This window comes from Pseudomonas sp. YQ_6 (assembly GCF_043103245.1).
GTDB classification, from domain to species: domain Bacteria; phylum Pseudomonadota; class Gammaproteobacteria; order Pseudomonadales; family Pseudomonadaceae; genus Aquipseudomonas; species Aquipseudomonas alloputida.
This window is the reverse complement of record NZ_JBICJR010000053.1, coordinates 201,270-218,844: the sequence shown is the minus strand read 5'-3', so window position 1 is coordinate 218,844 and position 17,575 is coordinate 201,270. Positions and strand designations below refer to the sequence as shown.

19 protein-coding genes are annotated in these 17,575 nt (G+C 54.5%); 9 read left to right on the top strand and 10 right to left on the bottom strand.

What is annotated here, in order from left to right; translation table 11 throughout:
* Positions 1–46 precede the first annotated feature (46 nt).
* Positions 47–325 (bottom strand): DUF3892 domain-containing protein, encoded by a 279-nt coding sequence (locus ACF8FG_RS18210; RefSeq protein WP_392519089.1) that lies wholly within the window; start codon positions 323–325, stop codon positions 47–49.
* A gap of 318 nt (positions 326–643) precedes the next feature.
* Here ACF8FG_RS18210 and ACF8FG_RS18205 point away from each other — a divergent pair, with 318 nt between their 5' ends.
* A complete protein-coding gene (locus tag ACF8FG_RS18205; protein WP_392519088.1) occupies positions 644–1,498 on the top strand; it encodes a UvrD-helicase domain-containing protein in 855 nt (284 codons plus the stop codon).
* A 306-nt stretch (positions 1,499–1,804) separates the two neighbouring features.
* Here the strand turns inward: ACF8FG_RS18205 and ACF8FG_RS18200 are convergent, their stop codons facing one another.
* Positions 1,805–2,836, bottom strand: coding sequence for a hypothetical protein (locus ACF8FG_RS18200; protein ID WP_392519087.1), 1,032 nt, complete (start codon positions 2,834–2,836; stop codon positions 1,805–1,807).
* A gap of 149 nt (positions 2,837–2,985) precedes the next feature.
* Here ACF8FG_RS18200 and ACF8FG_RS18195 point away from each other — a divergent pair, with 149 nt between their 5' ends.
* Entirely contained in the window at positions 2,986–3,480 is a 495-nt protein-coding gene (locus ACF8FG_RS18195; protein WP_054901947.1) for a hypothetical protein, read from the top strand.
* A gap of 365 nt (positions 3,481–3,845) precedes the next feature.
* Here ACF8FG_RS18195 and ACF8FG_RS18190 read toward each other — a convergent pair whose 3' ends face one another.
* The gene (locus ACF8FG_RS18190; RefSeq protein WP_392519085.1) at positions 3,846–5,396 is read right to left on the bottom strand and encodes a TIGR04141 family sporadically distributed protein; all 1,551 of its coding nucleotides are present in this window, start codon (positions 5,394–5,396) and stop codon (positions 3,846–3,848) included.
* Positions 5,397–5,604: 208 nt separating this feature from the next.
* Between ACF8FG_RS18190 and ACF8FG_RS18185 the strand changes: the two genes are divergently transcribed.
* A complete protein-coding gene (locus ACF8FG_RS18185; protein ID WP_392519083.1) occupies positions 5,605–5,769 on the top strand; it encodes a hypothetical protein in 165 nt (54 codons plus the stop codon).
* Positions 5,770–5,789: 20 nt separating this feature from the next.
* The gene (locus ACF8FG_RS18180) at positions 5,790–6,116 is read left to right on the top strand and encodes a hypothetical protein (protein WP_392519082.1); all 327 of its coding nucleotides are present in this window, start codon (positions 5,790–5,792) and stop codon (positions 6,114–6,116) included.
* Between the two features lie 794 nt (positions 6,117–6,910).
* Here ACF8FG_RS18180 and ACF8FG_RS18175 read toward each other — a convergent pair.
* From ACF8FG_RS18175 to ACF8FG_RS18155, 5 genes are all read right to left on the bottom strand, one after another.
* A complete protein-coding gene (locus ACF8FG_RS18175) occupies positions 6,911–8,110 on the bottom strand; it encodes an XRE family transcriptional regulator (RefSeq protein WP_392519081.1) in 1,200 nt (399 codons plus the stop codon).
* The gene (locus tag ACF8FG_RS18170; RefSeq protein WP_392519080.1) at positions 8,107–8,709 is read right to left on the bottom strand and encodes a hypothetical protein; all 603 of its coding nucleotides are present in this window, start codon (positions 8,707–8,709) and stop codon (positions 8,107–8,109) included. The genes ACF8FG_RS18175 and ACF8FG_RS18170 overlap by 4 nt, the downstream gene beginning before the upstream one ends.
* Before the next feature lie 401 nt (positions 8,710–9,110).
* Positions 9,111–10,670, bottom strand: coding sequence for a hypothetical protein (locus ACF8FG_RS18165; protein ID WP_392519078.1), 1,560 nt, complete (start codon positions 10,668–10,670; stop codon positions 9,111–9,113).
* Between the two features lie 318 nt (positions 10,671–10,988).
* A complete protein-coding gene (locus ACF8FG_RS18160; RefSeq protein ID WP_392519077.1) occupies positions 10,989–11,570 on the bottom strand; it encodes a hypothetical protein in 582 nt (193 codons plus the stop codon).
* A 475-nt stretch (positions 11,571–12,045) separates the two neighbouring features.
* On the bottom strand, positions 12,046–12,498 hold the full coding sequence (locus ACF8FG_RS18155; protein WP_392519076.1) for a helix-turn-helix domain-containing protein: 453 nt from the start codon (positions 12,496–12,498) through the stop codon (positions 12,046–12,048).
* A gap of 319 nt (positions 12,499–12,817) precedes the next feature.
* On the opposite strand from ACF8FG_RS18155, the gene ACF8FG_RS18150 reads away from it, so the two are divergent.
* From ACF8FG_RS18150 to ACF8FG_RS18140, 3 genes are all read left to right on the top strand, one after another.
* A complete protein-coding gene (locus tag ACF8FG_RS18150; RefSeq protein WP_392519075.1) occupies positions 12,818–13,264 on the top strand; it encodes a DUF6957 family protein in 447 nt (148 codons plus the stop codon).
* Positions 13,265–13,901: 637 nt separating this feature from the next.
* Positions 13,902–14,093: an antitoxin Xre/MbcA/ParS toxin-binding domain-containing protein gene (locus tag ACF8FG_RS18145; protein WP_392519073.1), complete on the top strand. Its 192-nt coding sequence runs from the start codon at positions 13,902–13,904 to the stop codon at positions 14,091–14,093.
* 326 nt (positions 14,094–14,419) lie between these two features.
* On the top strand, positions 14,420–15,148 hold the full coding sequence (locus ACF8FG_RS18140; protein ID WP_392519072.1) for a metallophosphoesterase: 729 nt from the start codon (positions 14,420–14,422) through the stop codon (positions 15,146–15,148).
* A 31-nt stretch (positions 15,149–15,179) separates the two neighbouring features.
* Here the strand turns inward: ACF8FG_RS18140 and ACF8FG_RS18135 are convergent, their stop codons facing one another.
* Positions 15,180–15,656 (bottom strand): helix-turn-helix domain-containing protein, encoded by a 477-nt coding sequence (locus ACF8FG_RS18135; RefSeq protein WP_392519070.1) that lies wholly within the window; start codon positions 15,654–15,656, stop codon positions 15,180–15,182.
* Between the two features lie 231 nt (positions 15,657–15,887).
* Between ACF8FG_RS18135 and ACF8FG_RS18130 the strand changes: the two genes are divergently transcribed.
* The gene (locus ACF8FG_RS18130) at positions 15,888–16,376 is read left to right on the top strand and encodes a hypothetical protein (protein WP_392519068.1); all 489 of its coding nucleotides are present in this window, start codon (positions 15,888–15,890) and stop codon (positions 16,374–16,376) included.
* Positions 16,377–16,443: 67 nt separating this feature from the next.
* Here ACF8FG_RS18130 and ACF8FG_RS18125 read toward each other — a convergent pair whose 3' ends face one another.
* On the bottom strand, positions 16,444–17,007 hold the full coding sequence (locus ACF8FG_RS18125) for a hypothetical protein (protein ID WP_392519066.1): 564 nt from the start codon (positions 17,005–17,007) through the stop codon (positions 16,444–16,446).
* A gap of 158 nt (positions 17,008–17,165) precedes the next feature.
* On the opposite strand from ACF8FG_RS18125, the gene ACF8FG_RS18120 reads away from it, so the two are divergent.
* The gene (locus ACF8FG_RS18120; RefSeq protein ID WP_392519064.1) at positions 17,166–17,519 is read left to right on the top strand and encodes a hypothetical protein; all 354 of its coding nucleotides are present in this window, start codon (positions 17,166–17,168) and stop codon (positions 17,517–17,519) included.
* The last annotated feature ends 56 nt before the right edge of the window (positions 17,520–17,575 follow it).

The window sequence follows — 17,575 nt, the reverse complement described above, 5'->3', positions numbered from 1 at the left end:
AGGCGAGAGTGCAGCGTATTTCTCTTAAGCCTCCCATTCGGAAAACCTAGAACTTTCGTAGGTTTCTCAGATTGTCCTTAGCGTTATGGTTCGGGTTTGCCCGGAGGTAAATCCTTTCGAATACATCCACATCGGCTCCGGTATGCCACTCCTTACCGTCATGGTAACGGGACTTGAAGACCAGGCCGGATTGGATAAGTTGTACCACAAACTGCCTTGGGATAATGAACTGCTCTTTTGAAGTCGACTTTCGAACACGCACGTATTCGATATGCTCGTCATCTTCATCGAGTTTGATTCCGTTGATGTAGTAAACGTCTGTCATGGCGGCTCCAGCGTGGGTGAGGGCACATTCATATATCGGGACGGAAGTTGGTAATTCAAGGCGGCTCTTTGATTTATTTTTTTGGCGGAAGCTTGACGGTTAATCAAGTCAATAAACCGGCATAAACACATGCGCTTGAGCATATTTGTGCAAAATTTCTATCCAAATGGATGTTTGTTTTGTTGACTGTAAGGCTCTTTTAGGTCGCAGCGCTTTATGAGCCATTGGGATTTGGTCTCATTTTGCGGTATCTATGGCTACCTCACAGATCACGAGCAGTTTCCCGCTCGCGTATGACCACCGTGATGGAGGTAGTTTTTGAGTAAGGAATACGTTTGGGGCCCGTCTTTCTTTGGCAGGGTTCTGACCGGGTCTTCACCCTGGTTGCTGCGTCTCGCGAACGGGCGCTTTCACCTCATCGTAGATAATGAAAGCGTAGTAATCGGCTGGAGTGGTCGTGATCGGTTAGCAGCGACGAGAGGCGTGCTGTGGGGGAGCTTGAGATACGCGGGAGGTGTCCTCGGCGGGCTGCCAAACTCTTCTGTAGCTGGGCTCAATGACGTCATTGCAGACGTTATCAGGGCTCAAGAGCGGCAGGAGGCCGAAAGGCTCTTGCAGACCCAGAGTCAGAAAGACGAGCAGATTGCGCGTTTCAGAACATCGTACTCTCTTCTACGATCTTGGTTGTCCGACGCTAACCGGCTTTTGAATGATTCAAGAACCCAGCGGCGGTGGGTCACACATGAGCAACAGGTCGCGTTGCAAGCAGCCAGGCCGAGCTTACCGATTGCTGATAATGAGCTGGATGTATTGCTGCACGATGAAGCACTTAGGGATGCTTTGGGTGTTCCCCTCATCGACGTTCAACGTGCGCTGGCCATCTGGCGTGGCGATTGGAGCGCACTCTGGAAAAAGATCAACAAAGAGCACACTGAAAGCGAGCTGGTGGCCTCGAAATGGCTGCTCTCTAATGTGGAGAAGCTGCCGTTGAATGACGAGCAGGCCAGGGCAGTGATCTGTTTCGACAACCGCGTGCAAGTCGCAGCTTCAGCAGGTTCGGGCAAGACCTCCACCATGGTTGCCAAGGCGGCTTACGCGATTGACCGTGGGTTCTTCCAGCCCAAAGAAATCGTGATCGGTTCATCAGGCCGACCTGGTGAGAAACAGGGCTAATCGCTTCTTGGTGTTGGCTGGAAAGCCTGATGAAACAAGTAGTGCAATTATCGCCGGTACCCCATCCAGTACTATTCACCCAATATTCCTACTCTCCCCCTACCCAAACACCCCAAACCCCCCTCAACTCGAGCCCCCATAAACCCCTTTTGTCCCCGCCAAATTACCAAATCACCGCATACTATCTACTCACTACTACTACCTCTTCGGGTGCTTTGCCCACGAGCTTTGCAGGCAAAGACACCCCAGCTAGCCCTCCTGGAGAGCCAAGAAAACATACGCAGATGGCAGCAGGGTAGGGTGCGATCACGCAGCAGGAGGCCTGACCAGAACCAGAGATTCGTCGTCCTGTTCGTACACTTCAGGTATGGCTTCCTCACCAGGAAACTCCATTGCCACCAGAGCTTTCGCTTGGTTGAACGCTCGGTGGATAGAGTGACCAAATCCGATAGCTGAGTAGAATTGTGCAGCGAAGAAGCGAGCGGGCAGATCGCCAACATCGCGGTTCATGCCTATCGCTGCTGGTACGTGCCGGATACATGCTGCGGCTTGGTTAAACGAAAAACAGGTGTTGAAGAAGACGAGCTTCAGGTTGTCGGAGCCGATTGCCATGGCGCTCACGATACCCTCCAGTGGGACATGCTTTGCGTTCCCCTGGTCATCCTGGAGTACCAGCGTGTCAGCACTTGTGCCGTGGCCGCTGAAGTGGACAATGGTCGGTTCAAGCTCGTTTATGGCTTGGAACACATCCATGGGCCTAACCGCCCAGCGGGTATGAAATTCAAGCACGTCCCGATGTGCGGATGCCCTGATCTTCTCGCCAATCAGACGCGCTTCCTCATCCAGCAGTAGCCTGTTGCTTTTATCGCTACCGGGGTCAGCTGCGAAGAACACCACTGTGATTTTCTCAGGCAGTGCTTTTAGCTTCTCGATCTCTCTGGCAGTTTGATCGTGCAGTTCTTCATGACGGGTCAATCCATCGTTGATCTCCCTCAAGCGCTGCTCCTGTGCAGCATCCAAGCGCTGCTGTTCACGCTTGAGCGCCTGGGCCAGACGCTGTTCACTCTGGGCTAGCCGCTTCTGAGCTTCGAGGATCTTCTTCTCTAGTTGGCTGACATCAGAAAGCGCTTTGGTCTGTTCGCTCTGGTAGCGTTGGGCATCACGTAGCTTAGATTTCACCGTACTAGCGGAAGAGGTCTTGCTGGCTGCGGCGCTTGCATCGGCGCTTTTCTTGCCGGCATTCGCCGCCGCCTTGACCTTCTTTACTTTGTCGCCCTGTAGCCTGGCGATGGTGCGTTGATGCTGCTCCACTTGGGTGCGATAGAGGCTGATGCTCACCGGTAGGATCCTTTCTTTAGGCGCAGGGTGCCCAGCAGGGCGCTGGAGGCGCTATCATAGTGCCACTCCCGCATGTGCGATCGCTACAGCTAGCCATCACAGCCAAGCCTTGACGCATGACGCACTGCCAGCAATCTTTGGATGGTCTTATGGACGAAACCATTTCCTACCTGAAAGACAGGTTCAAGGATGAGCAAGACCGCTTCAATCACGTCGAGAACAAGAGCGCGCGATTCTTCACGGCGGTCTCGATTCTAATTGCAGGCCTCAGCGCAATCGCAGGCCTCAAGAACGGGGTCATTTTTCAGCTTGGATCGCCGCTGGCCATCCTGACCTTCATTGCCTTCATCGTGGCTGCGTTCGCCATTGCCTGTGCGTGGGGGCACGCCCTGAGCGCACTTCGCATCAAGGACTACCCGAACCTCCCGTCCTCCCGCGCCACTGGCGAGTATTTGATTGCCGTGGATGACGAAGGGCAGAAGAAGCACATCTACAACTGCTACATCGATACGCTTGAGGCGCTTAAGGTCACCGTAGCGGAGAAGACCAAGCCCCTGGATCTCGCATACCAGGAAATCACTATCGGAGCGGGTGCCTTCGCAGCGCTCGCTGTTCTAGTCACCTTGAGGGAGCTAATTGCGTGACCGACCAGAAGAAACCAAGCAATAGCGAGCAAACGCGTGTTCCGCCACCGCCGCCTACAACTGAATACCAACGGCGCGCTGAGGAGCCTCCTGTTAACCGTCAAGGCACAACAGACCGTCGTCGCTGAGCCGTCACTCCAGCCGAGGGGCAAGCCAACCAGGTCAGGTAGACCCACAAGCTATGTAGGTCAACCAGGCCTGGTAAGCTCATCAATATCATCAATCCGTCGACTCTCAAGGGGAGCGATTGCCCTTCATCGAGAAGGGATTAGAACAGCTGCAAACAACAATGCGACGTAGGGCAATCAATGCTCGTGGCATCACAACAAACAATCTAGGCATTGTTTTGGGTAAACGTCAGCGAGTTAATTGCCAATTCGGCACACCTCGACCTGGTAGCCCATCGCACCAAGCCTTTGTGCAAATTGCCTGAAGTTTACCTTCGAGAAAAACGGCATGTGCAGTTCTGCATTGGGTTGCATGATGGCGAACACGATTTTGTTACGCGGCTGGGTGCCTGGGTTGAAAGCGAATTGGAACCCTCCCAGATCTGCGAGGTGTGCGTTCACCTGGGTAACAACGTCCGGGGAGTTGATCAGAGCCTCAGCAGACACGTAAGCCTGAGAGAAGAGGTGGCTGAGTACGCTAGATGACGAGTACTTTTTGACGTGGATGATGTGGTGATCCGGTGTGAGCAAATCACAGAACTCGAACGGGCCGCCTGCGCCTGTAAGTCTTACCAGCTTTTGGTCGAGCAGATAGAAATTTACGTTATCGGCGATGCGCCTCAGGTAGGCGCCTTCGTGGTCAGTACGGTAGGGGGGGAACTCTAGGTTGCACGGAGTTGCAGCCTCAAAAAAGCGATTCACTTGCTCGGTATAGTCGCGATCGATCTGATACCAGTCACCTTCGCTGAGTAGGTAGATTTTGCCTTCGTGCTCAATCTCCGCCTCAAGACACATGTACAAAGGCCAGGTGGCAAGTCTTTGCTCGTCCGCCCCGTAGAGGTAGATGCGCTCAGAATCCAGCGCTGGGCGGGTGACGCCGCCCAGTAAGTGCTTGGCGAGCAGCGCTTGTCTAAGATCCAGGTCAAATGAGATCACTGGGCCATTGTGCGATCGCGCGCTACGTTTGACATAGCTAAAGCCGCTGACATCATTTCCGAGCATTTCAGGTGCAGCTGCGCGGACGCAGTCAAACCGCTCAGCATTCATCGCTTCCACCAGCACACGATCTAAATGTCCTTCGAGTGCCGCATCTCGCACCGGGACGATGAAGTCCATCCAAGGATATTTTTCCTTGCAGTGATCATCTTCGTAGGCCGTCAACAAACGAAGCGCGATCTCTGGGAAGTCTTCAAGCTTGACGTCGGAATGTAGGGCCAATGAGTCCGAGCCGCTGACGTACTCGCCTTCATCTTGATCGTTCTCCACGATCCCGGTCAGCGACTTGAGGATCTCCGAATCGAACTTGAAGTCGAATTCGGTTATCGACAATAGCCTCGACGACTGCGCCTTTGAGCGTAACGGAGTGCGGTCAATGTTGGATTTCTCCACAGACTTGATCAGCAGTGGATCCGTAAGGCTGAGCGCTGTGCGTAGCCCGAAGTAGCGCTCAATCGCGAGAGGATCAATCAGGTGCCTGGCATGGCCAAAAGTGAAGCAAAAAACCCTGCCTCTAATTGCCAGGACGAGCAGCGCTTTGAGCGATCTGCCGGTCAGATCAAGGCCCGCTACTTCTGGAACTGCGCCGAAGAGCTGCGTCCACTTTGGATGGGAAGGGTTTTTCTGGTGATAGAAGAGGCATTCAACATCACCTAACGCGAACGCGATTGGTCGTAGGTTGACCTCGTCGGAAAGCGCGTCCTGGATGGTTCGCCCTTCCTTGAGCAAGAACACATTGATTGTGATCTTCACGCATCACTCCTTGACCCCTCGCCTTGATGTTAAATTGGCATCTGCCACTGTCCCCGTCAAGCCAGGTAAACGACGCGCTAGGCCATCTACTTTGACCAAGGTGAGGATCATGAAATTAGGGTGTGCAGCACCCGTACGCGCTACCCTGTTGTATCACTCATGCAATGCATCTTGAGCGCCAATGAAGTGAGATCTGGATTCAATGCTCATGCCCGACGATCCTACTGTGCAAGAAGCCGTTGAGGTCATGAAGCGCTATCACCAAGCTCAAGACGCAGGCGAATCTGACTGTGAAGTCGAGCAGTTAAGATTGGCAGCAGAACAGCTGTTCCAGGCCGTCAGCGACTACCAGCTCGCAGCGTTGGGGCATTAAGCCCTGGTTCGCCACTGAGCATGGCCGAGCACCCTCAAACGCCCGATGGCCGCTATTTCGTGGTGAGGGGGCGCCTATGGAGATGCAGCGATCCCACGCTCACCGTTGAGCACCGGCAGCAACTGGTCGACGCATTGATGGACGCTCGGCGCGCAGTGAAACTGGCAAAGGCAGCCAATGATCCTTACCAGCTTCTGAGAGCCAGGCAACAGGTTGACCAGGCGAAAGTAGCCTTGGGTGAGCGCGGGCCAGTTTGGTGGAGCGATAGTGCGCCCGATTACAACCGCAAGCTGGTCACCCACTCGCCTTACCATAGCTGGTACCAAGCTTTGAAACCTGGAGCCTAGCGTGCGCTATGCAGTGCATGCTCAGTCCTTACTCGATATATTGATGATCAGCCTGGTTGTTGAGTAAGCGCATGCGACAGAGATAGATGCACGCCTTCAGGCCACGAAATCGACAGAGTTTGGCGGATTCAAAGCCTCGTCCGTGTTCAGTTGGACTAACGCCGAATGGTGCGTTTGTATGCACCTAGCAAAAAAAATCTAAAAAATATCGATCTTTGATTTCAAATTCTAAAAGCAGCGGTAGCTGACGCTACCGAAAGGGGCGACTCCCCCATGCCCCAAGGGGGCAGAGAAAGGACAAGGTGACCTGGCCGATCTCATTCAGTCAGGGCAAAAAACAGGAAGAGCAGGGGCCTTGGCGTTCAATTCAAGCCACAAAAAGTAGTGGCATTGAGATCCAGCTTTTCTTTGGGTCTCAAATATAAGAACTCCGTTAATTTTTTTAGAATGACAGAGTTGAATTTTGGGAAATGCTGAAAAATGTGATGGCGTTCACAAATTTAGGTCAAATTTGTGGCTTATCACCGGGGAACCTTGCTCAACGAGCGCAGATATCCGCCGCTCACGACCTGTTCGTTGACTCGGAGAGGGCAGTCGAAACTTGTTCGGCCAGCTCCCTGAGGGCATCCGATAGTCGTCGATCCTCTCTCGCGTCGCCAGATTCTGGGTTGAAGGATTGGGCATGTCTAAGCAAGGCCTCGGCATCGTTGGAGTTGAGATCCAATTCAATACGCATGATGCGGGCCTTTAATGGAGTGAAAGCGCGACGGTGGTGTCCGTCGCGCCGAGGAGGGCTAGCGATCCTTGTTAAATGGCAGCACGACACCGCTTTCTTCGTGCGGGCTGGAAATGCGAGCTACCGAGCTTTTGAGTTTGGCCAGGTGTATCACCGGCGCCTTGTGAGTCAGGTAGTTCTGAGGCAGGCCGGTTAGCTTCTCGATATCGCTGGCCGACAACCCCACGTAGGCCGAAACAGCTTCCAGTGGCAGCACGCCAGACGAAGCCAGGAGCTCAATGGTGCGTTTAAGGAGACGAACCTGCTCTGGGGCTCGTCCATCATCACCTGGTTCAGCCTTGACGCCCCAGCGCGCAGAGCGGCGTTTGAACAGCAGTGACTTGGCGTCATCATCAATGATCTTGAGTGCCCACAACCTCATCACCATGGCGGCAACTGAAACTCCCCAGCGTTGTTTCAGCAGCAGCAGGCTATCGAGGGTTACAGGTGTTTTCACATCCGCGGCAAACGTCTCGGCAGGGAGCAGGAAGGCACCGGCGAATCGGTGCGCCTGGTCTTCCATGAGCTTGTAGCGATGTGGGTCAGTTGAGCGCTCGATGCCCTTGTGCAGAATCAAATGGCCGAGCTCATGTGCAAGATCAAATCGGCTGCGGAACCCATTGCCTTTGTCGGAGGAGAGCAGGACAAAAGGCCGGGCCAAGGCCTGGCTCCATGCTGACAACCCCTCGATTGTCGCAACGCCGGTTGTTTCGCGAACGACAATAACGCCGGCGCCTTCCACAGCCAGGGCCAAATCGGGAATTGCACGTCGACCAAGGCCCCAGAGGTCTCGGCATTCACAAGCAGCTACTTCGATGTCGCTACTGGTGATTTGCTCAGGATCGGTGAACGATCGCTTAGGTAGGTTCACCTCAGGGAAGTCGACAAACTCCCCTAAGGACAGCACCACATCCTGTGCCCATTCGAGGCGAGCCTCCAGCATCGAGCGGGCGGCGGCGTGGGCGGACGCATTGCTTCGAAACAGCGGTAGAGAGCACTTATCCGGTAGTGGGCGAGTAAACCACTCTGGGCTTACGTCAATCGCTTGAGAGAGGCTGCTGAGCGCTTCAGCTTCCGGAGCCTGCTGGCCATTCTTCCACTTGCTGATGGTTGCAGGAGATACCCCAACCATCGATGCCAGTTGGATCTGAGAAAGCGAACGTGCCGCGAGCGCCTGTACCAGGCGCCCGGGCTGAAAATCATTAATTCCACGGCTCATGATGCTGTTTGCTGTTCCGTATTTGGCAGCTTCGTTTTGAGTTTCGGTTGCGCCAGGTCTTTCTGCTTCGGCGCTTCGTCGTAGCGCGCGATGAAACGATCGAGAGGTTCGCGGAACAGCCAGCCCTGCATGCTTTCGTCAGGCACTGCGATGTAGATCCTCAGCGGCTTTTCCGGACTGAGACTCAGCGAGCCGCTGAAGCAGGCCACGATAAACAGGGCGCCAGAGTTGACGTCGACTGGGCCAAAGAGGGAAGGCTGCAACAGGTGAGCCATTGCCTCGTTATCCTCTGCCAGCTTGCGTCGGGTAATGCTGCGGCTGCTGTTGTTCCAGGCTGCTTCCGAAATGTTGAGGCGGCTTAGCTTGAAGAGACCGGATTTACCGACCACGACACCATTACCTCGGAGCGGAACCATCTCCGCCCCCGCGGCCATCAGTGCCTCATCGAACAACTCGTTCATGTGGAAATGGCGCATCTGCCCCAGCGCATTCTTCCGATGCCCATGAGCCAGATCTTTGGTCGCCAGGAAGGCGCGCATTGCGCCTGCGTCTAGCGCGTCCTCGATACCCATCAGCAGGTCACGTGGTACGTTGGCCATGATCAGGTCGGGAATGGAGTGCGATGGGTTTGGGATCATTAGATGATGAACTCGGGTTTCGATGAACGGGATTTTACATCAAAAAAATTTCGTGTGAAGGGGCAGGATTTGGTTTTAGTTGCTGCTTATGAGCGGTTGGACGGCCTGATGTCGCCCAGGCAATAGCAGTCCAGCCCGTAACTCAGGCTGATGGGCGTTGCTCGGTTTGGAGTGGAACCGAGGTAAAGCAAGCAAAGCGGTCGGATCAGGGGGCACGCAGGGGAGAGGGCTAAAATGCGCCCCGGTGGAGTGAAGGGGGCCACATTGCAAGGGAAGCAGCAGAGCAGGTCGACCTAGGTGTCGGATCTTCGTGGGCAGTTTTCCACCTGCATCTGAGGGGAGGTTGCAGGTGGAGGAGGCCGCTATGCAGGTGGATCGAGATTGAGCATCGCCGGAATGAGATTCACGACGGGTAGCGGAGCCGCGTAGCGTTCAGTGATCACCCCTATTTGCTGCAAGACCTTTTCCCTGCTCAGTTCCTGCGCACGCAGCACGGTTTTGTAAAGAATTTCATAGTGGCTCGAAAACACGTGATAACGGCCATCTTCTGCACGGCCCAATTCGCCCGATACAGCGAGCACTGCGATGTAACGGCGAGTACCCACCTTCAGGGAAAGTGGAACCAGGCACGTGGCTTCGTTCAGGTCGGGCTGATCATCAATCAGAAACTTAAGGTCGAGGGTCGCTTCGTTATGCAGATATGCTGTCAATCCTCGCACCTCGGGATAAAGTTGCATGAGGTCGTTTACCGATACCTCAAGTGCTCCTCGATCCTGGAAAAATGCCTTGGTCTTCGCCAGAAGGTCAGCTGCTCCAAGGAGGGAAGACAGGTTCATTACCGCCGTGCCATTTCTGATGGTGGCGGAATGATGGAAGCCCGGAAGGTCGACCTCCACGATGAGGTTCTCAGGCTCGTGGATCAGGCTCATGACTTGGAGAAAATTACAGAGATCATCGAGCAAGACAGGTTGACTCGGATCAAGCGTCGATTGAAATTGCGCGTTAGATCCATCCTCGTTGATTAACCAGTCAAACATTCCACAGTCAAAGCGGATCTTTCTAAGATGCTTAGGCAGCGCATCATGTAACGGACTCATGTACGCCAAAGCCGCCACCTGCGTGCTTGCGCCAGTCGCTGGGTCACGGAAGGTCAGTGTTCCCTGAGCGGTAGGCGCTACAGGGCCGAGCTCCATTAGGCCTCCTTCATTCAAACTGCGACTGCCAGGATCCTCCATGCCAAACCGCTTGGTGGACATTTGCATGCTCTGCAGAGGGATCGTACCCCCCATGCCTAATGTCGCGTTGACCAGGGCGGTTAGACTCTCTATGCCCTGGATTTCGAAACGCAGGAGGTGAGAGCCGTCGCTGTTACCAACGTCCCTCAGGAAAGCCGATTTCCGATCAGCATATGCAGATGCCGACCTACCAACAGCGTCAAGCACTGCGTGCTTGAAGGTGTCGGAATCATTAAGTGCAATTTCCCGCCCTTGCTCGAAATCGACGCGCATGGTGCTCTTATGCAGCTTGTGTGCATTCCCCTCTACGAGCAGCGCATTGACCCTCTCAAGGGTCTCTTTGATCAACGCTTCATCCATGTGACGCAGAAATGCTCGTCGAGGAGGGGCGCCTTCAGAAAAGTCAAGAAGCACGTAGAATGTTGGTAAGGGGCTCGTGGCCAGCTTCCGCAGGTTGGACAGCGTGACGTCGACCTTCAGTGACTTCTTGCGAGTGGACTTGACCTGAACCTTCGCAGTGATGATCGGTTCATGCAGCGTATGCTGGCTGAGTTGGCGCGGATCCTGGTCAACCTCCACGATGACGTCCCAGCCATTCTTGTCTGCACCGCATTTGTTAGCGTTTACCCCATCGGCGAAGCAGAATCCCATGAAGAAATGTTCGCCCGCTGATCCAATATCGCTCATGCATCCCTCATGTCTGCCGCAAATGGGTCGTTGTTGCCATCGTAACCCTGATCGGAGAGAAGTAAATTTTTGATCGCCACGACCTACCTCTGAACATGACTACGCGAAATTCAGCACTCGGCACTAAGCCTGGCGGATTGTGCTGTACCGCAGTCCTGGAAGGAGTTGTCTGATGGTCAGAAGCTGGGCATGAAATGACCCTGTTTGCCAGGAGCGAAATGAGAACCCGCAGCAGGGTTATGATGCTGTCCGGATGGATAAGATATATGAGCTGCGAAAGGATGGAAGCGAGCGACCGACTGATCGCCCGCCGGAGGGTTAAATCAGGCCGCTCTTCTTCTGCGCGCGACGAATTCTGCGTTTAACTTTCTGAAGGGGAGGATCGGTGACGACCAGGTGCTCCTTCAGGAACAGTGAGGGGAAATTGGCTTTTGCTAGCGCCACTGGGACGGCTGCAAACGACCCCCAGTTCCACTGCCAGGCTGACAGCTCAGCATCAGTCTCGATCACATAGAGCGGCTCTTCATAAAACGCGCGGTAGTCCATGATCGCCAATTGCTCGTAACCGGTATTGGGCATACGAACCTCCCTCCCGTTTCTATCCCATCCAATGAAGTAAGAGTCATAGCCGATCGACTTGCCGTCAAAATGACTGAACCGCACATGTGCGATACCCTCTTCGGGCACACGCAAGGCGCAGATTTTCTTCATGAGCGTCGTGTAAAAATCACCGAGGCGGTCGGACGGCGCCGTCTTCAGGCAGCGCTTGAAGTGCTCATAATCTTGGTAGCCCAGGCGCTGAGCCAGGTAGCGAAGGTACTGGGTGTGTTTGAGCTTTGGGGCATCCGCAACCTTGGTGGTTTTAAAGGTTTCCAGGATGGTTTCGGCATTGAAACGCATGACATTGACTCCGGTGTCATGGCCGAAAAAGCACTCGTTAGACGAGATCTTTGCAGATCAGACGCGCTTTGCTGAGCTTGCTGCTAGCCGGGCTGGCCACGTGGAGTAATGTGGTAAGCAAGTACAACACCGTACTTTCCCAACGCAGCGGGGCGGTATACGGCAACCTGGGCACTTGGCCCTGATCGGCAGGATAGCAAGGCTTCGAATTTGGGTGCAAGCGCTCTATCGTCACGCCCTTCCTGCTTAAATGCTTTGGGGGGATGCCAAGTTTGGACTGCTTGCGGGGTGTGCTGATCGCAGTGGTACGGGCCTGATCTTTGGCATCTGCTGCTGCAGAGGAGCTTGCCGGCAGGCTGGGTCTGGCTCTTTTCGGCATCAATGCTTTAAGGATCGCAGGCCCACACCTCAGAGTGCATCCATACGGCTACTACGCTTGGCTGGCCTCGCTTGAAGCGGACAGGCCGTGAGAGGGTTAGCATTTTCTCCAGTAACGGCTCAGAGTGGATCTAGGTAAGTCCAGCAACGCCATGGCCTCTGATTGAGTCTTGCCCTCAGCCTTCAGCGCCTGAACCTTCAACAAAACCGCCTCAGCGCTCCTGGTGCGAGGATGTGCTTGCTTGACTGGCTCCGTGGGGAGTGGCGCATCGATCAGATCCATGCGCTCCAACTGGCCGAGCGCCTGCTCCAGCATTTGCCTCGCGGTTTTCTGCTCATCAGCTGCGTGCACGAGCGCCAGGAAAGCGATCGGATGCAAGTTCAGCGCTTTGGCGAGCTCTTGGCTGGTTTCCAGAGTGGCATTAGATTTCAAGCCTTCCAGTCGACTGATGTGCGACTGAGTCACACCTCCAGCGACATCGTATTGCGAAAGCTGCTGCTGCTCTCGCAGAAGCTGGAGCACGGCCGCAAAGGCATCTCGAAGACTCATTTCATCCGCCCTGATAAAAGCGGAGGGTATGCCGCGTTTGCGTGCGCTCACTCAAATGTATATATTCATCACTGTGGGAGTCAGGTGGCTCTGTTGGCCTCGGCTGTAATTGGGGGCAGCCCTCTGACCGCAGGCCCTGGCCCGGAGGGGGCTCTCCAATATATCTCTAAATCGTAAATCAGTAGCGTCACCGTGTGGCAAGCCTCGGCCCGCACTCTGTGTGGCCCGTTAGCTATCCATCAACATCAACGATGAAAATTGATCATTTCTTGTCGGAATCATCATGTCGAGGCGGTTTAGCTGTGCGTTGGAGTAAGCGATGAAGGCGGTGGAATCAGTTCTAATTGCAGACATCCTGTACGGGGAGGCACGGAATCTTAATGGGTCGAGCCTCAGCGATGGCGACCTCATTAGCATCGTTCAAGAGGACTTTTCCGACCGTGCAGTTTGTGTGGTGAGGCAGTGGTTGTTGCTGGATGTCTTGCTGGCCGAGGGCATGCGCGCTGAGATCGAAGGAGAGGGGCGTCAGCCCACCATTCTCTACGCCCACAACGTGGTCTTTGATAACCGAGAGTGCATTCCCGCGGGGGATGGCCTTGTGACTGATTACGAACGGGAATTCTACGGCTGCCTGTTTGAAACCGGGGATGTCTTGGTGGTGCTTGCCGGCCCTGGGGGACGCAAATATGTGAGTCAGCCCGCGGTGGCCGCGCTCAAAAATCCCGACATTCGGAGTGCTGCAGGATTGCTGGTGCACGATCTTTAACACCTGCAGGTGCCGCTTTCCTCCCTGGTCGTGCAATGGGGCAGCTAGCTCCAATATTCGTTTCTCTGCGCTGAGAGGCGGTGCTCAGCCGGGAGACCGGTTTTGACGTCGGGGCAGTAACTATTAAAGGAAATTTTCAGGGTGAGTAAGCTTAGAGTTCCGCCGTTTACCAATAAGCCGGCTTGGAGTGACTGGGCCGCGATACCGAGTAGTGTCGCAAAAGCCATGGACACGCAGTTCGACGTGACCGTAACGGCATACCTATCTTCAGTGCAGTACGGGGAGGGGGAGGCGTACATGATCGGCGTGATTTTTGGCGACGACCGAAAGCGGTTTACTGATGGGTCGACAATTTGTACATCAATAATCATGAAGACTGAAGAGTGGCGGGGCTACCTGGTCGTCCATACCATGAATAGCTGTTACGTCATATGCGACTGGGCGGCAAGTAATAGGAAGGAAAATCTAGGCTTTGTTCACTGAGGCTTCCCGTCGGAGCTGGAACTTGAAAAGAGTGAGCTTCAGGGTGAGCGGGAAATGAGGAAATTTACTTCGGCCAGGCATCGCATGGCACGCTTCGCTAGCTCGTGTTAGGCAATCCTGGACGACCGACTCCCCCTGGGCTGGGAGCCCACCTATGGATCGGATTGAGCGCCTCTGGCGGCGGGCTGAGCAGGTGTTTGGTGACAGAGCCAAAGCTGTCGTTTGGTTGTCGCTATCCCGGGCAGCATTTGATGGTTGCTCGGCGCTGGAGCTTGCGCGTGAGGAGGCTGGCTATCGTATGGTCATGCAGACCCTAGAGCGGATTGCTCACGGCTACTGCTGCTGACCAGCGTGCATCACCGCATCGAGAATGTTCGCTATGGCACAAGCTACATGAAACTGGAGGACGATCAGCCTAATGGGAAGATTTTGGAGATGGCTTAGCCTCCAAGAGCTTCGAGCAAAGCTGATTGAACGTCTGCGATTAGATGATGATTGAATCGCAGATGAAGACAAAATGCGTCGAGCCTGGGGTGACCTTGAGTGATTCGAGTCTCTCGACCTTAGACGGCTAAAGCCGAATGAACGAGTTCTCGATCTCGATTTTGATTTGCTGCCTCATTTGGGTGCAGCGGAGAGACGATCAGTGTCGAACAGGAACCTGCTGACCCGATGAAAATTTTGATTTATTCAGATCTGCACCTAGAGTTCGCTGACTTCGAACCTCCCGCGACGGATTGCGATTTGGTCGTTCTAGCAGGCGACATTTCGGTGCGTGGTCGTGGAGTGGTCTGGGCTAACGACACCTTCACCTGTCCAGTGATCTATGCCAGTGGTAACCATGAGTTCTACAAAGGCCACATCGATCGAACACTGACCAAGATGCGTGATGTCGCTGCAAAGCATGTGGACGTCCTGGAGAACCAGTGCCTGGTCATCGGCGACATTAGGTTTTTAGTAGCAACAGCGTGGACAGACTTCACCGCGACCGGAGACTACAGGGCCGCGATGAGAGAGTGCGCCGAGTGGATGAACGACTTCAGGAGGATTAGGGTTGGGGAGGGCTACAGAAAGCTTCGACCCGTTGATCTTATTAGTCGGAATATCGCGACTCGTGAATTTCTCGTCAGTGAGCTCGCTAAACCCTTTGAGGGAAAGACGATCGTGATTACTCATCACTGCCCAATCCAAGACGTTGCCGGCGAGGGGCATGAAGGTCATCTAGGCGCAGCTTATTTCAATCAGTGGCACGACCTTGTGGCCCAAGCTGACGTGTGGATTTTTGGACACACCCATCACGCGGTAGACACAGTCATCGCGGGGTGCCGGCTCGTGTCGAACCCGCGTGGTTATCCAGGCGAACGTACAGGCTTCTCAGCTGACCTCACCATCGAAATCTAGGCTCATCTCAATGATGCTAGGCTGAGGCGGTTTAGTCTTCTGGGTAGTGCCAGAGGCGGCCCACCGTTGACTTAGGAATACCCAGGCGCGCACTAACTGAGGCTTGTGATTCTCCCGCGGCCTTTGCAAGTCGAATGGCTGCCAGCTTCTGGGGATCAGTCTGTTTCCCTGGTCGCACCCGGGTGACCTTGCCCTCTTGGTAGTGATCAGCAATGCGCTCGAGTGCCCCACGGCTGTTGAGACCTTGGCATTGCTGTTGGATCACTTCCAGCAGTTGCTCATCGCTCATCCCTTTACTAAGCGCAGATGCTAGGACAATGAGCGTGGCGGGATCGACCTCCAGTTTTGCAGCCACTGCTTCAAGGCGATCGATCGTGATGCTGGAGCGGGCATTTTCAATATTGTGCAAATGACGCGCTTCGACTGAGCCGGACATCTGCTCTTGCGTCAGCCCCTTGGCATGTCTGATCACGCGCACCAGGGCGGCTAGTGCCGGCATGAGTGACATTCAGCATCCTCGCTAAAAACGAGGATGAAGCCACGTTGATGCATCCCGCTCTATGCAATATAGTGCCGATTGAGAGATATCATTCTGACATCTCAGTTGGTAAGGCCTGCCCCACATGCATGGCCAAGGAAAATACTGCGGCGAGGGCATGCCTCCGCTGCACATCGCAGTCCGAATGGACGAATGGGTAAGCACGCTGCCTTTGGCGCGTGGACGTATGGAGAGGCTGAAATGTCGGATGCGAGTGTTCTGAAGGGTGTACTGGAAGTGGTTGGCCCTCACCGAAATCTTCCGGAAGGGAGCGAGTACGATTATCTGCGCCTCAAGGAGCCAGGGGGGGCTGTGCGTATGGTCAAAAAAGTTGGGACTGGTCACTACATCGCGTCATATCTCAAGCCGGGTGTGGAAGGTGAGTTCCACTTCGTAAAGCTTGGGAAGCTGGGCTTCATTTTGTACGCAATCAAAACGGCAGCGGGAGAAAAGCTGTATGAGGCGGACGGCTTTACCTCGTGGATCAAAAAGATGCGCGTTATGGGCGCTTTCCTTGGGTTGCTGTTCATCCCGTTGAGCCTGGTCGCATTGCTGTTTGGTGGCTTCTTCGGAGTCATTGTCCCAATCGGCTTCATCTACGTTATGTGGAAATTGATTGTGAGCTTTCCCAAGGTTCTCAAGGACAGTTTCCTGAGGTCTCAGCTCGCATCCCACGGCTTCAGCGTCTAAGTCCTTCATAAAACATGTCCTTGGGCAGATCGGCGCGAGGCGACCCGTAGGCAGCATCGCGCGCTTGTCAGTCACCGATCCGATTTCCAAGCTCGATGTCGAGCTGATAGAGAATTCGGTCTGCCAGGTGGAAAGGTAGCTTGTCTGAAGCGATCTCATGCATGGCGTCGAGGTAGCTGAAGTACGTTTCCACCGAATTGTTTAGGTAGCTGACAAGGCTGCCGCCGCTTGCGGGTTTGTCTGGATAGCGTCGCTGCCCCGGCATGAGTACCCTGAACACCCGATCGTCGATGATCTGGAATACCTCTGGGTTTAGGAAGCGCAGGATGGTCGAAGCCATCGGCAAACGAATACCTGGAGAGGACAGCAGCTTTCGCAGCAATGCATCTGCCTGGCGATGTTCGTGCGGCTGAAGATCGCCAAGCGTTCGGAGCTCGTCCATCACGTCAGGAGGTAGTTGGGGGTATCGGTTGACCTTCCACAAAACGATCTCCAGCAAGGTCTGCTCGGTAAGCTCCCTAGCATCCAGGCCGTCGAGCCTCTTTGTAAGCTCGGGTTGGTATTTGTACTTGTCCAGCAGGTCAGTAGGATTTTCACCCCACACATGCTGGAAGCGCTTAAGAATGTCCATCAAATCGAGCTCTCATGGCCAGTAGTGATCGTTGTACGAGTTAAGCCTGCATATCATGGCTACGATATAGCGACTAGGGATCAGGTGATTTTCGAGTATATTGCTACCCGTTTTCCCAGCAGGGCCATCTTGGCTCCCCGGGCAGTTGAGCGCTGCGAATGGATAGCACCATCACCCTTGAAATCTGGAGCCGCGCCTCGGCTTGTTGCGGTGATGAATTCGTCCTCGTTCTAAATGGGTTGCTCGACGAATATGAGCGCAAACCCGGCAAGGACGAGCCAGTGCGGGTCACTGCCGAATGGGTGGGCCAGGATGGTTACTCTTCCCTAGTCGTAGCTCTGAATGGAAAGTCTCGTCGGGATGTCAGGTACTACGACCATGGCTGGCATATCGAGCTGCGATCGCGTTTATGGACGCACATCTGCAGGGGCATACAGCATCGACTGGTGTTGAGTGGGTTGGCGCCGGAACCCATTACTGAGGATCTGCTGGCTTTCGAAATCGGCGCTTGATGCGATCCATTGGACGGGATGCGGTGCTCATGGCACCTCTAAGCGAATCATCGCTA